General features: G+C 42.7%; 10 protein-coding genes. 6 read left to right on the forward strand and 4 right to left on the reverse strand.

What is annotated here, in order from left to right:
* Positions 1–397 precede the first annotated feature (397 nt).
* Together AAC155_RS16155 and sbcD are read right to left on the reverse strand one after the other, a co-directional pair.
* Positions 398–4,084, reverse strand: a complete 3,687-nt coding sequence (locus AAC155_RS16155; RefSeq protein ID WP_113043310.1) for an AAA family ATPase — start codon at positions 4,082–4,084, stop codon at positions 398–400.
* Positions 4,081–5,316 carry an exonuclease subunit SbcD gene (sbcD, locus tag AAC155_RS16160; protein ID WP_113043311.1) on the reverse strand — a complete coding sequence of 412 codons (1,236 nt, stop codon included), beginning with the start codon at positions 5,314–5,316 and terminating at the stop codon, positions 4,081–4,083. Before sbcD ends, AAC155_RS16155 begins: the two co-directional genes overlap by 4 nt.
* Positions 5,317–5,577: 261 nt before the next feature.
* Here sbcD and phoB point away from each other — a divergent pair, with 261 nt between their 5' ends.
* The 4 genes from phoB to AAC155_RS16180 all read left to right on the forward strand — a co-directional run bounded on the left by phoB (position 5,578) and on the right by AAC155_RS16180 (position 9,713).
* Positions 5,578–6,267 (forward strand): phosphate regulon transcriptional regulator PhoB, encoded by a 690-nt coding sequence (gene phoB / locus AAC155_RS16165; protein WP_112879375.1) that lies wholly within the window; start codon positions 5,578–5,580, stop codon positions 6,265–6,267.
* 185 nt (positions 6,268–6,452) lie between these two features.
* The gene (phoR, locus tag AAC155_RS16170; RefSeq protein WP_113043312.1) at positions 6,453–7,790 is read left to right on the forward strand and encodes a phosphate regulon sensor histidine kinase PhoR; all 1,338 of its coding nucleotides are present in this window, start codon (positions 6,453–6,455) and stop codon (positions 7,788–7,790) included.
* A 350-nt stretch (positions 7,791–8,140) separates the two neighbouring features.
* Complete coding sequence (brnQ, locus tag AAC155_RS16175) at positions 8,141–9,472, forward strand: branched-chain amino acid transport system II carrier protein (RefSeq protein WP_113043318.1); 1,332 nt, start codon at positions 8,141–8,143, stop codon at positions 9,470–9,472.
* Positions 9,473–9,575: 103 nt separating this feature from the next.
* Positions 9,576–9,713, forward strand: a complete 138-nt coding sequence (locus tag AAC155_RS16180; protein ID WP_158536583.1) for a hypothetical protein — start codon at positions 9,576–9,578, stop codon at positions 9,711–9,713.
* Between the two features lie 11 nt (positions 9,714–9,724).
* Here the strand turns inward: AAC155_RS16180 and ggt are convergent, their stop codons facing one another.
* Complete coding sequence (gene ggt / locus AAC155_RS16185) at positions 9,725–11,485, reverse strand: gamma-glutamyltransferase (RefSeq protein ID WP_113043313.1); 1,761 nt, start codon at positions 11,483–11,485, stop codon at positions 9,725–9,727.
* 219 nt (positions 11,486–11,704) lie between these two features.
* Entirely contained in the window at positions 11,705–12,307 is a 603-nt protein-coding gene (locus AAC155_RS16190) for a peroxiredoxin C (RefSeq protein ID WP_011148042.1), read from the reverse strand.
* A gap of 775 nt (positions 12,308–13,082) precedes the next feature.
* On the opposite strand from AAC155_RS16190, the gene AAC155_RS16195 reads away from it, so the two are divergent.
* Both AAC155_RS16195 and AAC155_RS16200 read left to right on the forward strand, forming a co-directional pair.
* Entirely contained in the window at positions 13,083–14,945 is a 1,863-nt protein-coding gene (locus AAC155_RS16195) for a toxin VasX (protein WP_113043314.1), read from the forward strand.
* Complete coding sequence (locus AAC155_RS16200; RefSeq protein ID WP_113043315.1) at positions 14,942–15,472, forward strand: hypothetical protein; 531 nt, start codon at positions 14,942–14,944, stop codon at positions 15,470–15,472. Before AAC155_RS16195 ends, AAC155_RS16200 begins: the two co-directional genes overlap by 4 nt.
* The last annotated feature ends 105 nt before the right edge of the window (positions 15,473–15,577 follow it).

Here is a 15,577-nt window from a genome sequence, read left to right on the forward strand (position 1 = left end):
GGGGATTCACTCCCTTGCCGTCGCGATGCATCTTGAAATCCATAGGGTATAATCTAGTCAACCTAAAGGTTTATCGATTTTCTTTAATGATTGACTCTGTAGTGGCCTAATAAAACCATCGTCTTTTAACAAAACCTGCGGATTTCTCCCACCTGAATGCTAATTGTGAGTAAAACGCGCTTTTAGTATTAGCAAACTGCTCGAAGCGCGGTCATTTCGTTGAGCGTTCTTGCTTCTCGATGTATGTTGGCGGGAGCAAGTCACACAGTACATTCAAAACCAGCAAGGGTAATGCCTTGTCGAAATTTCCTTCCCGCCTTTATGCTGGCGGGAGTACCCTTTCAAGGAAAAAATGGCTGTATTCAATTCCCTTTGGAAAAAGGTTTGTTGTTTTCCATTATGACTTGTCATAACGAAACTCAGGTGAGAGTTTACTTATCCCAAGCCCATTAATTTTTTTAACCTTAATCTGTACGGGTATCCGCTCTTTCATGGCTTCGACGTGGCTTATAACACCAATGGTTTTCCCGGAAGCATTCAGATGATCCAGAGCGTCGAGTGCAATATCAAGGGTTTCTGGATCAAGTGTGCCAAAGCCTTCATCCAAGAACAGTGAGTCAATACTGGTTTTATTGCTGACTAAATCAGATAGCGCTAAAGCCAAGGCGAGGCTGACCAGAAAACTTTCGCCACCGGAAAGCGTTTTGGTATCACGAATAGCATCGGCTTGCCAGGTATCAATCACTTGTAGTTCAAGACCATCACTGTTTTTACGTTGCAAATCGTAGCGTCCGTGCAATTTTTTCAGCCGTTGATTGGCGAGATGAACCAAATGATCCAGTGTTAATCCTTGAGCAAAGCGACGGAATTTAGCACCATCAGCCGAACCAATCAGATTATTAAGATAACTCCAGTCATTATAATTTTGTTGGCAATGGCTGATCTCTTCCAATAAGGATTTTTGCTGTTGACGGCGTATTGCATCATTACCAAGCAGGTTTTTCAGCTCTCCTTGCTGTAAGGTGTTTCTTTTTAGCTCATCAGTAATGTTTTCCAACTGTTCGGTCAGTTGTGATTTTGTATATTGATTAAGTAACTCAGGGCGATTTTTCCGATGTTGTTGCAGAGTTTCTGCTGCTTTCTGGCATAGGGCGTTGGCTTGTATCTGTTGTTGTTCAAGCTGTTCCTTGAGTTGTTGCAATTCCTTACGTTGCTCTTGCGATAACAGCGCCGATTCAACGGCATGCTGATCGGCAAATGGGCTCTTTGCTAATGCAGCATTGAAGTTTTGTTCTGCCTGCTGTTTTTGTTGCTCAGACTGGTTGTGGTTTTTTTCTGTCTCATTAATGGCGCCGGTCAGTTGGCTAATATTGGATTGTGCCTGTTGCAGATGTGATTGTGCCTGTTTGTACGCTTCTTCCAGTTGTTGAGATTGTTGTTGTAATGCCTGAGTGATGTCGGTAACAGATCGCTTACCAAATAGTTGTTGGCGCTGTTGTTGTGCCTCTGCGAGTTGCTGTTTCTGTTGCTGTGCTGTTTGATTAAGCCCATTTAAACGGCATACATACTCTTCTTTCTGTTTATGCAATGATTCAATCTGATTTTGAATGACCGCTTCTTCTTTTTGGATCTGTTGCCAGTTTTCATGACAGTTTTGATATATCTGCCACTCCTCTCTACGTTGTTGCAGCCAGTTTTCAGTATCATTCAGCATTGGCAGGGATAAATTATATTGCTGTAATTCTGACGCCATTTTTTCGATGACATCAGTTAGCTTAAGCTGCTGTTGTTGTATCTCTGGTTGCAATTCAGATAAGTGTTTTTTCAGTACATTGTGTTGATGTTTACTCAGTTCAATATTTCGTTCAATTTCTTTAACGTATTCTTGATGAGCGGTCAGTATTTTTTCTGTTTTCTGGTACGTTTTTTCTGCCAGTTCAAATTCGGTTAATTGAGTTTGGCAAAGCCGATGAGCAGATTGGTTTTGTTGCACAAATAGTTCAAGAGCGGGTTTATCTGAAAGAGAAATTTCGGTCTGTAATATTACGCAAGTTTCCTGCCATTGTTGCGTTAATATATTCAATCGTAGTTCAGCATCAGCAATTTCTTGCAAAATATGGTCGTATTGTTGCTGTTGGAACTCTTTTTTATTAACCAATGATATTTTGGTGGCTTGCAGTGCTTCAAATTGCTGACGTAAATCTTTTAACCGTTGTTCTGATTTTGGTAGTTCAATATTTTGATAAGCCTGAATTGCAGGATGATGTTCAGCACCGCATAGTGGGCAAGGAGAACCTTCCTTGAGTTGTGCCCGTTCTTTTTCCAGACTGACAATCTTTTGTTCTAACTGAATACGTTGAGCAAGATCGGCTAAATGTTGCTGTTTGTCTGAGAGTTGTTTATCGATAGATTCAATTTGAACAGGAAGTTCCTTTAATAATTTTTCCGGTTGTTGTAAGCGAATATGATGATTGGCAATAGCGACTTGTAATTGCAAGATTTGCGGGGACAGGATCTCCAGTTTATGTTGCAGCGGTAGTTGTTCCTGATATTGAGTTAATTGTTTTTTTAATTTCTCCGGCGAATATTGTTTTTGCAGAGTAGAAAATTGTTGCTTGGCCTGCTCAAATGCCAGTTCCAGCGGTTGGTTATTTTCAATTTGTTGTTTTAAGTCTTCCTCTTGTTTGTTCAGATTATTGTTAAGTTGCATGATTTCGGCAGTGAGCTTGCCAACTTTTTGCGTTTGGTGATCAATTTGTTGCTGCTGCTCTTGCCGCCAAGAGAATTGATGTTGCCAAAAAGCCAGATTTTCACCGAAATATTGATGATAAGGTTGTTGCTCGAAATAGTTTTCTAGTTGTTTTCTTTGATTGGTGAATGATAGGGCGCGCTGATTTGCTGTGTCATATTGTTGACAACGGTTTTCAAGCGCAGTTTTCTGCTCGTTGATTTGTTGCTGAGTAAGATTGAGCTCTTTAATCTGTACCGCAATTTGATGATCTAATGGAATCACCTGTTCTGTTATCAGCTTTTCTTGTTGTTGCCGGTGTTGTTGATACTCTGTTCTGGCAGAATCTGCATGAGTCACCTTTTGCTGTATCGGCGTGAGCGTCTGTTGCTGTTGTTGAAGTTGCTGATGCATCTCTTCCAGCTGTTTGCGGGTTCTCTGATGTTCATATTGTGTTCGGTTTTTATCATCCAGCAATGGGCGCAGTGTTTCTGCGGGTTCACTGCTAGCCAGTTTCTGCAATTGCGGCTCTGCATGAGTAAGCGCTTTTTCTGCCTGCTGTAAGGAAGCGTTATTTTCAGTAACAAGTTGCTCAAGTTCTTCTCCACGTGTCAGCCATTGTGCCGAATGTTGCACTGTTTTTATCTGCTGATTGAGTTGTGATTCAGCATGGGTGAGTTGTTGCTGTTGTTCCAGATGTTGTTGATACTGCTCTGCCGTTAGCAAATCAATGGCAGATGCTTTGGCTTGCAGAATATTCAGCTCTGATTGTGCTTGTTGATGTTGTTGGTAAATTTGTTGAGATAAAATTCCGTAAATTTCAGTGCCGGTTAACTCTTCCAATAAATCAGCCCGTTCGTTTGGCTGAGCATTGAGGAAAGCAGCGAAATCTCCTTGGGATAGCAATATGGATTTGGTGAAACGATCGTAATCTAATCCAGTAATTTCAATGATTTTTTCTTTTTTGTCCTGGATTTTATCGGCCAGAATTTTACCACTGCTGCTAAGGGCGAGTTCCACTTTAGGGGCTTGCAGATTGCCATTGGGTTGATTACGCGCTCGCCGTTGGCTCCAGAAAGCACGGTAAGCGACACCTTTCACTTCAAATTCCACTTCAGCCAATGATTCCGCAGTGTGTCGGGTCATCAGCTCATTTTGTGAGGTAGAAATCGTCAAGCGTGGGGTTTCGTGATAAAGCGCAAGGCAGATCGCATCCAATAAGGTGGTTTTACCCGCGCCGGTAGGACCGGTTATGGCGAACAGACCACTGCTGGCAAACGGCTCTGCTGTGAAATCAATTTTCCATTCACCTTGTAATGAATTAATGTTTTTTAGCCGTAGACTCAAAATCTTCATGCCTGCTCTTCCTTGTTTTTAGCCTGATAGATATCGTTCAGTGTTTGTTCGAAAAGGGTGGTCAGACGTTTTTTATGTTCTTCATCTTCGAGTGCTGATTGTGCAAGCCGTCGGGCAAAAACTTCGTTAACGCTAAGTTCTGTCAAAGTTTCTCTGTTTTCTTGTGCTAGCCTATTTTGTTGCTGTGTTTTACTACGTCGTAGCAGAATGACTTCGACAGGAAGCTCTGCAACCATTGATCGAATCCTTTTCTGGATATCATGGAGGTAATCTTGGGTTGCAACTTCAATATCCAGCCAGACGGGTTGCTCTCCTTGATAGTCATTAAAAGTTTGTAACTGTTGTTCAATGTGTTGCAGATTACCCTTGATTAGTTGCATGGGCTGATATTGCGGAATGGGTAAAAGCTTGATGGATTCCAGTTTGTCTTGGGTAAATTCCACCAAACAAACACTTTTCTCTTGCCCGACTTCATCGAAACTAAGGGGAATAGGGGAGCCGCTGTAGCGAATATGTTCAGATTTAGCCACTATTTGTGGCCGGTGAATATGCCCAAGCGCAATATAGTCTACCGGCGGGAAAGCTTGCGCCGGGAAGGCATCCAATGTACCAATATAAATATCCCGCACCGAATCTGTAACAGTGGCACCAACGGTCGTCAGATGCCCGGTAGCAATGATTGGTAAGGGCAAATTCAATTCATCACGTAATTCACACGCTTGCTGATAGAGTTGATGATAGTGTTCTGCAATAGCTTCTTGTAATACGAGCTGTTTTTGTTCTCCTGACTGACCAGCCTGGCTGATCATAATATCTCTTGGCCGCAGAAAAGGGACTGCGCAAAGAATTGCACCGGTATTGCCTTGTTTGGTGGTGAGTATTTTTATCTGTTTTTGTTGATCTTTTTCTGCGTGAGCAATAACGGTGGTATTTAGGCAGGAAAGGAGTTCTTTTGATTCATTTAATGTTGCTACTGAATCATGGTTACCACCAAGGCTAATTAACTGACAGCCGGTCGGTTGTAGTTCAACGACAAAGCGATTATATAGTTCACGGGCATAGCTAGGTGGTGAACCCGTGTCAAATACATCTCCGGCAACAATTAATGCATCGACCTGATAATGTTCAATCTGTTTAATCAGCCAGCGCAGAAAATGTTGATGTTCAGCAGCCCGGCTTTTTGTAAAAAAATATTGGCCAAGATGCCAGTCCGAAGTGTGAATAATACGCATATTTTCGCCGTCATTGGTTAAAGTGAAGCATGATTATAATCGCTATATTCTGGATGTCGCGTTTAAATCTGATTTCGTGAATATATCTCCGAGCGGCTTCGCATTCATTATGAAATATGACAATTGTTAAATTAATTATTGCGAAATCGATTGCAGATAGAGGATAACCAAGGCAGGATTTCATAAATTTGTCATAAAACTGACGCATAATGTTTTTTTAAACTAAGTAGCGTTTATCTCAATATATTAACGGGATTAATCATGGCAAGACGCATTTTGGTAGTTGAAGATGAAGCTCCGATTCGTGAGATGGTCTGTTTTGTTCTGGAAAAAAACGGGTATCAGCCGGTAGAAGCAGAGGATTATGATTCTGCGTTGGCATGTTTATCTGAACCCTATCCTGATTTAGTGTTATTGGATTGGATGCTCCCCGGTGGTTCTGGTTTGCAGATAATTAAGCAGATGAAACGGAATAATAATATTCGCGATATTCCGGTAATGATGTTGACTGCCCGTGGTGAAGAGGAAGATCGGGTGCGTGGCCTTGAAGTTGGGGCAGATGACTATATCACTAAGCCTTTCTCTCCTAAGGAGCTGGTTGCCAGAGTTAAAGCGGTATTACGGCGTATTTCACCGATGGTCATGGAAGATATCATCGAAATGGATGGTTTGGTTTTGGATTCAACGTCCCATCGGGTGACCAGCCAGGATAAAGCACTGGATATGGGGCCGACGGAATTTAAATTACTGCACTTCTTTATGACTCATCCTGAGCGAGTCTATAGCCGTGAACAGTTGCTTAATTATGTTTGGGGAGCAAATGTTTATGTTGAAGATAGAACTGTTGATGTTCATATTCGCCGTTTACGTAAAGTATTAGAGATTGGCGGCCATGATAAAATGGTGCAGACCGTTCGTGGTACGGGCTATCGTTTTTCTACCCGTTACTAAGAGCCTATCCCAATAGGCGTAATTGTTGCAGACAGTTTGAACACGGACAGCGCGGAAAAACCGGAGCGTACACGTAGTACGTGAGGATTTTGAGCACTGCCCAGGTTTGTTCTTTATGGCAAAGAATGGCAAATAAAATAGCCCTATTGTGATAGGTAGTAAGTCTACGCACCGGAGAATCTAATGTGTTAGAACGTTTATCTTGGAAAAAATTGGTTTCAGAACTGTTTCTCTTTTGTTTGCCTGCGGTAATTCTGTCGATATTTATTGGTCATTTGTCTTGGTGTTTATTTGTTTCGGTATTTTTGGTGCTGATATGGCATGGTTATAATTTGCTGAAACTTTCGAATTGGCTATGGTTGGATCGCAGTATGTTGCCACCGTCGGGGAGAGGAGGGTGGGAACCAATTTTCTATGGTATTCACCAGATGCAGCAACGGAATCGAAAGCGGCGTCGTGAGCTGGCGCTGTTGATCAAACGGTTTCGTAGCGGGGCGGAATCATTACCCGATGCTATTGTGATGATGACAACGGAAGGTAATATTTTCTGGTGTAATCGTTTAGCACAACATTTACTCGGTTTTCGTTGGCCTGAAGACAACGGACAGCATATTTTTAATTTACTTCGCTACCCTGATTTTAGCCGATATATCCTTTCCAGGGATTTTTCGCGCCCTTTATCCATTGAATTAAATAATGGGTTCGTTGTTGAGTTCCGGGTGATGCCTTATTCTGAGGGGCAATTCTTAATGGTTGCCAGAGATGTGACTCAGAAGCGAACACTGGAAAATGCCCGTCGTGACTTTTTTGCCAATGTTAGTCATGAAATGCGTACCCCTCTAACCGTCTTGCAGGGTTATTTGGAAGTGATGCAGGATCAGGCAGAGGATAGTTCGCTAAATAAGAAAGCGCTGAATACGATGCAGGAGCAAACCCGGAGGATGGACGGTTTGGTGAAACAATTGTTGCAACTGTCTAAAATTGAAGTCGCTCCCCAAATTGATATGAATGAAGTCGTTAATGTGCCTTTGATGCTTAAAATATTGCGTCAGGAAGCCACTGCGCTAGGTAATGAATGTTATAAGATTAATTTTGATGTTGGTGAAGGTCTAAAAGTGTTCGGTAATGAAGAGCAGCTTCGCAGTGCAATGTCGAATTTGGTTTATAACGCGGTTAACCATACTCCTAAAGGGACTCAAATTGATGTCAGTTGGAAAAAGAATTCCCATGGTGCTGAATTTACAGTGAAAGATAATGGGCAAGGTATCAGCGCTGAACATCTACCTCGTTTGACCGAACGTTTTTATCGAGTAGATAAAGCGCGTTCCAGACAAACTGGAGGAAGTGGTCTCGGTCTTGCGATTGTTAAACATGCCTTACATCATCACCATTCTCATCTTAAAGTTTCCAGCGAAATAGGCAAAGGGACGATCTTTAGTTTTACTTTACCGGCAGGATTGATTGTACCTGTCAAAATAACCAGCAGAAGAGATAGGAATAGTTTGATTAACAGTAATAATTAATCTTCGTAATTGATTATTATTTTTTCAGGTTAAAAAAAACGCAAATCATATAGTGTTTATTCAATGATAGCTAACAGCAATCACTAGTTTTGAAAAAGAGTGCGGCATATACTTCTGCATTCTGGTTTATCTATTGCCTTCTGGCACTATAAAAGTTTTACTTGTGGGCAGTTGTTGGCGATTCTATCTATCATGGTCACTATAATCTGTCTTCGACAGATACCTAGTGAATATTATTTTGATAATAAATCGTTAAATTAGGGTTCAATATTGTCAATATGGGCTTAACTATTGATGATATTTATATTATTCAGGCCATTAAATATGGTAACAAAACATTAATAATCATTATGACACATCGTTTATCATCTAAGGATATTTGGGCATTAGGGTTTATGACTTTTGCTCTGTTTGTCGGGGCGGGGAATATTATTTTTCCCCCTATGGTGGGGTTACAATCAGGTGAATATGTTTGGCTAGCAGCATTAGGCTTTCTAGCGACGGCGGTTGGTTTACCCGTCATTACAATCATCGCATTGGCAAAAGTTGGCGGTGGTATTGAAGAGCTGAGTTCACCTATTGGTAGAGTGGCTGGTTTGCTGTTGGCGACAGTTTGTTATTTGGCTGTTGGTCCTTTATTCGCTATCCCACGGACTGCAACGGTCTCTTTTGAAGTAGGCATTGCCCCGCTTACCAGTACCGGCGAGTTACCTCTGTTTATCTACAGTCTTATTTATTTTGTGTTGGTAATTGCTGTTTCCCTGTACCCAGGCCGTTTGCTTGATACTGTCGGGCATGTGTTAGCGCCTATCAAGATGTTGGCGCTAGGTATACTTGGTGTTGCTGCTTTACTTTGGCCTGCCGGTGATTCAATTCCAGCGATTGATGTTTATCAGCAAATCCCATTCTCCAGTGGTTTCGTCAATGGTTACCTGACAATGGATACGCTGGGTGCGATGGTTTTTGGGATTGTCATCGTTAACGCAGCGCGTTCAAGAGGCGTTGCCTCATCTTCATTATTAACCCGTTATGCGATGTGGGCAGGTTTTATTGCCGGCTTTGGTCTGATTCTGGTTTATCTATCGCTGTTCAAATTAGGCGCTGGTAGTGGATCGTTAGTGCCTCATGCAGAAAATGGTGCGGTCATTTTGCATGCCTATGTTCATCATACTTTTGGTGGTGTCGGCAGTATTTTCCTGGCTGTGTTGATTTTTGTCGCCTGTATGGTGACGGCGGTTGGATTAACTTGTGCATGTGCTGAGTTTTTTAGCCGTTATCTGCCCCTGTCTTATCGTTCACTGGTGTTGATCCTTGGAGGATTCTCCATGTTGACTTCTAACCTTGGTTTGAGTCATTTGATTAAGATTTCTATACCGGTACTGACAGCTATTTATCCACCTTGTATCGTTCTGATTGTGTTGAGTTTTACGCTGTGCTGGTGGAACAATTTTACCCGTATTTTGGCTCCGGTAATGTTAGTTAGTCTGTTGTTTGGTATCTTGGATGCGATTAAATCATCTGAAGCACTGGCGTATTTATTACCGAACTGGGCAACTCGTTTACCACTGGCGGATCAGGGGTTAGCCTGGTTAGCGCCATCCTTGTTGGTTTTAGTTGTGGCTGGTATTTATGACCGCGTTTTAGGGCGTTCAGGTGCTCGCGAGAGACAAATTCATCAATGATAATAGCCCGTTTATTCTGACGGCTTGTCATTGTTATACCCTATGGATTTCAAGATGCATCGCGACGGCAAGGGAGTGAATCCCCGGGAGCATAGATAACTATGTGACCGGGGTGAGCGAGTGCAGCCAACAAAGAGGCAACTTGAAAGATGACGGGTATAGATGTTTGGGAGTGCGCGGGATAGGGTTTCTGAAAAGGCGCCCCTATCCCGATATCTTACATAGTGTGTTTGTTTCTTGAACGGTCAGCTATTAGTAACCAATAGCCGCACCAGCCGGGCGTCGGACATCATTGGCGCCATAAAAATGGTTTTCACGAACTTGACCAGATACGGCTGCATCATTGCCTGAAGAATTAGCTGAAGTGCTAGCGGTTTTAGGTAAACCAACCATAATCACTTCAGCAGCACCCCATGGTATCTGTTCCACCATTTTATATCCCATTTTTTCTAGCAAATTCAACGAGTCTTTAGAAATACCACGTTGCTCATAATAAACTTCATCGGGTAACCATTGGTGATGAATACGGGGACTATTGACCGCTTCTTGAGGAGACATACCGTGATCAATAATGTTTAAGGCGGTTTGCAGGGTAATAGAGATAATACGGGAGCCGCCGGGTGAGCCTAGAACAAGGAATGTCTTATTGTCTTTTGTGACAAGTGTCGGGCTCATTGAGGATAGTGGGCGCTTACCGGGGGCAATAGAGTTAGTCGCGCCTTGAACGAGACCATAAAGATTCTTTTCACCAATTTTAGTGGTGAAATCGTCCATCTCATCATTGAGGAAGAAACCTGTTCCGGGGGCGATGACGACAGCACCAAAAAGTCCATTGATAGTATAGGTAGTTGAAACTGCATTACCTTCTTTATCGACAATGGAGTAGTGTGTGGTTTCTGGTTTCTCGTGGGGTCCAATACCCGGCTGAACATTCTCCGATAATGTTGCTTTACCTGGCTCTATTTTTTTACGTAGAGATTCAGCATAGTGTTTACTCAGTAAGCGATCGATTGGATTTTTAACAAATTCTGGATCACCAAGGTAAGTATTTCTGTCCATGTAGGCATGGCGCATGGCTTCTGTCAATGTGTGAATATAGTTAGCCGAGTTGAATCCCATTTCTTTGAGGTTATAACCTTCCAAAATATTCAGAATTTCACACATGGTTACTCCGCCTGAACTCGGTGGCGGGGAAGAGATAAATTTATAACCGCGATAGTGACAGGTAACGGGGGGTGTTTCTGAAATTTTATAATTGGCAAAATCGGCTTCGGTAATAATGCCGCCGGATTTTTTAGCGGCTTCGGCGACCAGTTTAGGAATATTTCCGTGATAAAAAGCTTCTTGCCCTTTTTTAGCAATTAACTCTAACGTATTTGCCAGATCGGTTTGTATTAATCTATCTCCCGGTTGATAAGGAGAGCCATCTTTGCGTAGGAAGATACGAGCTGCTTCTGGATCTTTGCGGAAACGTTTGATTGTGGTGTCCAGAATATCGGTATCTGCACGGGTCAGTATAAAGCCTTCTCGTGCCAGCTTAATTGCAGGTGCCATGACTTGTTCACGGCTCAATTTGCCATATTTTTTTAGGGTGCTGTCTAACCCCATCACGGTTCCGGGCACACCGGCTGCGCGGTAGCCATATAAACTGGCTCCTTTAATAACATTACCTTCTTTATCTAGATACATATCGGCACTTGCTGCACTTGGCGCGGTTTCGCGGAAGTTAATGAAAGTATCGGTACCATCGGCTAAATGAATTGTCATAAAGCCACCACCACCGATATTGCCACAACATGGATTGACAACGGCTTGGGCATAGCCAACAGCAACCGCTGCATCAACCGCATTTCCACCCATTTTGAGGATATCCACACCAACTTGTGAAGCAAGATGTTGGGCTGAAACGACCATACCATTTTTGGCTTCAACAGCCGGTTCCGAAGCGGCATAAAGGTGGGATGAGACGAGCAGGGATATTATTGCCAGCGGTGTTTTCCATGTTTTCAACATATTGTAAGCTCCTGTCTTTTGGCGAGGTTATTTTTGTCGGTGTAATGACTTATTTTATTTACACGGATTTTAATGTTAAACAATTGTAAATTTAATTGTAAGTGGTGATAGTTATCGGGGATAGGGGGTTTTTGTGCGCAAGGTGGCAAAACGAGGAATTTCAGTGAAAAAAAACCAGCCGGAATAACCGGCTGGTCTAATTATGGGTAATATCTAAGGTTATAGTTTAGCAGCGTTTTGAGATAGGTATTTAGCTACGCCATCTGGAGAAGCACTCATGCCTTCTTTACCTTTTTCCCACTGCGCAGGGCAGACATCGCCGTGCTCTTCATGGAATTGTAGTGCGTCAACCATACGCAGCATTTCGTCAATGTTACGGCCCAGAGGCAGATCGTTAACGACTTGATGACGAACTACGCCGTTTTTGTCGATCAGGAAAGAGCCGCGCAAAGCAACACCCGCTTCTGGGTGCTCAATGCCGTAGGATTTTTGAATCTCGCGTTTAGTATCAGCAACCATTGCATATTTAACTTCGCCAATACCACCTTGATCGACAGGAGTTTTACGCCATGCGTTGTGGACGAATTCAGAATCAAAAGAAACACCTATAACTTCAACACCGCGCTTTTTGAACTCTTCGTAGCGGTGGTCAAATGCGATCAGCTCAGAAGGGCATACGAAAGTAAAGTCCATTGGCCAGAAAAAGATAACGGCAGGTTTACCGTTCAGGTGTTTTTTCAGGTTGAAATTCCCAACGATTTCGCCGTTGCCGAGGACCGCTGCTGCTGTAAAGTCAGGCGCTTGACGAGTTACCAGAACCATGAGTTACTCCTGTAGTTTTACGAGGTTTATGTAAAAATTGGATATAGAATAAAGAATTAGCGTACACCAATAAAGGATAAAATACTAATCTTTGCAATAGATTTTACCTATTAATACTTTATTTTTATTTTCTTTACCTTAATAAGATAGAGGATTTTTGCAAGGGCTTGGTCGAATTCAAGCTAAGAGACTATTTCATTCTTACCTGCGTGTGCCAGTTTCTGTGTCCATCCGTGTTCATCATTATTCTCCAGCATAGACTGGCAATAATGGTTATTGGGATAAAAACTTACCGAAATAAATTAACTAATCATGTTACTTAAATATTTATAAAATTTACATTATTAACTGTTTTAATCAAGAATTTACATTTACTTAAACTGTCAACTTTGATATTTATTGAGAATAAATATAAATTTGTATTAACTTTCTAACGTAAAAAACAGAGGAAGAAATGAGAAGTCCTAAAGACACCAATAGGGAAAGACTTTTACAAATAAAACATGATGTAAATGAGTTGACGCGAGAAAATCCACATTTTTCCCTTCTGATTTCTCCTGTTTCGTGCAATATCTGGTCCATACCTATCCCCCCAAACAGCTTTTTGAAGTGCTGTTAAATCATTTGTGCAAGTTCACCGCCTGAACAATGAACTTATTCAGGATTGTAACCAGTGAAAATATTCTCAGCCTTTGGTTGTATGAACTTTTTTGAATAATTGAGAGTAGCCGCAGTGTATCCATGACATCCTTAGATTAACGACAAAGGAAATATTATGACCACTGACATTCAGGAACAATTTGACAAATTAATAGAAAAAGCTTACGAGCTGTTCCCGCAGAATCTTGAGGTAGACAACTATATTCAGCCCTGTGACTGCGACATTAAACCGATTTACCCGGTTCGCTATGCTTATGTGAACTTTTTCGGCAAAGAACTGGAAAAACCAGCAGCGCCCCCGGATATCCACACTCTGATGTTCTCCTCATCACTCCAACAAACCAAAGGCTATGCCGCCCGCCTCCTGCGTCCCGGCTGGATATACATTAAGGAAGAAGACCCGCTTACCGCTCGCGGCAGCAAGGCCCGGGGCTATCTGCACATCTTTAAATACTGCGTGTCAGAGAAAGAGGTTAACGGCAAAAAACAGCGGGTAGAAAAATTTAAAAAATATATGTTCCTCAACCGCAGAGATGCCAGTGAAGGGCTTATCCCTGAGCCGGGCATTCGGGGCGAAGGTCATCCATTCCTGTTTGTCGCCAAAGATGTCATCAATATCAGTATCGCCTACAGTGAACACCCGTGGCACTCCTCAGTACTGGCTAAGATTGACAACAGTCTTGAACTGCGGCAGAAAACCATGCAGTTCATCAATCTCGAACAGAAACAATCCCCCTTTGCGGTTAACGCCTCAGACAAATATTTTCGAAAACTGATTGTCGATTACAAAATCCGGCAGGAGCAGTTTGCCAACATCAAGGCCATCATTGAAAAAGACATCAATGAACTGGATTTGGCTGACGTCAGTATTGATACGCTGACCACTCAGGACAGCTATGAGATGGACGCCGATAAAATTATCCGGGAAATCAACAGTTATCTGCACCTGAATGAACAGGCGCGGATTGTAATTCTGCATGACCCGGTAGGCCGTCAGCGGGATATTGTGGAAGCCTACTCTATCCTGAATTTGTGGCAACAGAGCTATAACGCCTCCAATATTTACCCACTGACCATCGGTTTCTATGTCGAAAAGCTCAAAGCCACCAAAAACCCGGAGCTAAAAAAGAAAATAGATGACAGTATTGATTCTGACGCCTGGGAAAATGACTGGCCGAAACTGAAAAAAGTCACCGAAGATTTTGAAGCGCGTCAGGCGATGTTTATGAAACTGTTTGAAGCCTTTGCGGATAACCCGGACCTCAGTTATCAAGTCGGCGGGCTGCAAAATTACTTTCACTACTTCTTTTCACTGCAAGATGAAAAAGAGACGCTGGAAGAAGAGGACGCGCTGGAGTTCCGGTTTTTCAGTGAAATCCTCTCCGGTCTGCTCGGCAACCTGCAATCATCCTTGCCCGGCCAGCAGGTTTTGGCAAAGCTGGCGGCCAAAGAGTCAGACGGCAACGGGGATGGCAACTTCTGGCGCACCATTACCAGTGGGGTTATCGCTGTGCTGAATAACGACAAAGTAAAATCACCGCTCCTGAAGGGCCCGTTTATTAGTGGAGTCGATAATATTCTGTTAGGTATGGGGACCTTTCTGGCTGACCCGGCGGTGCGTCAACAGGCTATCGGGGAACGGATAATTAACTGGAGTAAACGTCTGGAATCACTCGGCACTAAACCGGTAATAACTCTGCCGGAAGTCAAGACCAGTGTGGACTCGCCGGTTCAACTTTTTACCTTAGAAGGGGCTGGTAAACCCTCTATTGGTTTACTGTTTGATTCTTCATTGACCGGTGTCAGCCTGTTTCTGAATGCCTTCACCCTGGCCGATGTGGTTATGCAGACAGAATATGCCCGCAACAACCCGTTACAACCCGGACCTACCTATATGAATCTGATGCGCTTTAGTACCGCGGTAATTGGTATGAGTGCCGATTTGACTTCTATTGGTTCGCCGCTGGCTCTGTCATGACAGCAGGATTGCTAGCATGGCTGGCTGCGGGAATCAGTTTGCTTGTCGGTGGCAGTATTGGACAGGCCAGCAGTGCCTGGTCAGATTTGGAGAAGGTACTGAATAACTGTTTTTGGGGAGCGGGAAATAAATATGCTTTTTGGCCAGTGGATGAACGACCAACTATCTTAAAGCAATTACAAGATGCTAGAGAAATGAGCGATACCATTAAGAATGCTTTTCTTATCGAAAACCAGGAATTTTTAAATCTGTTTATTCAGCCACAACTAAAGATACATAGAGAATATAGAAAAACCACCTATAGATTTACTTTACCTGCTTTCCAAATGGGTGTTTCAGAAATATACGGACTATTCGTTAAAGAAAACGAAATATACTATCTTGGTGCACAAGTTATCACTATCACCATTAACCATCGCCAGTATACGCGGGACACTTTTCGTGATGCCACATTTGAGGCTGCACGAAAACAGGCAAAACTGATTTTGAATGGAAATACAGCCACACTAGGCTGTGTCCCGCAATAGATTGAGATAGAATAATCCCCTGGCTCTGACTTTCGGAAAAAACCTGTTATGGCTCGTTACGACCTTCCTGATGAAGCATGGGAGTTACTGCTCCCCTTATTGCCC

The sequence above is a fragment of the Photorhabdus sp. HUG-39 genome (genome assembly GCF_963878365.1).
Lineage (GTDB): Bacteria > Pseudomonadota > Gammaproteobacteria > Enterobacterales > Enterobacteriaceae > Photorhabdus > Photorhabdus kayaii.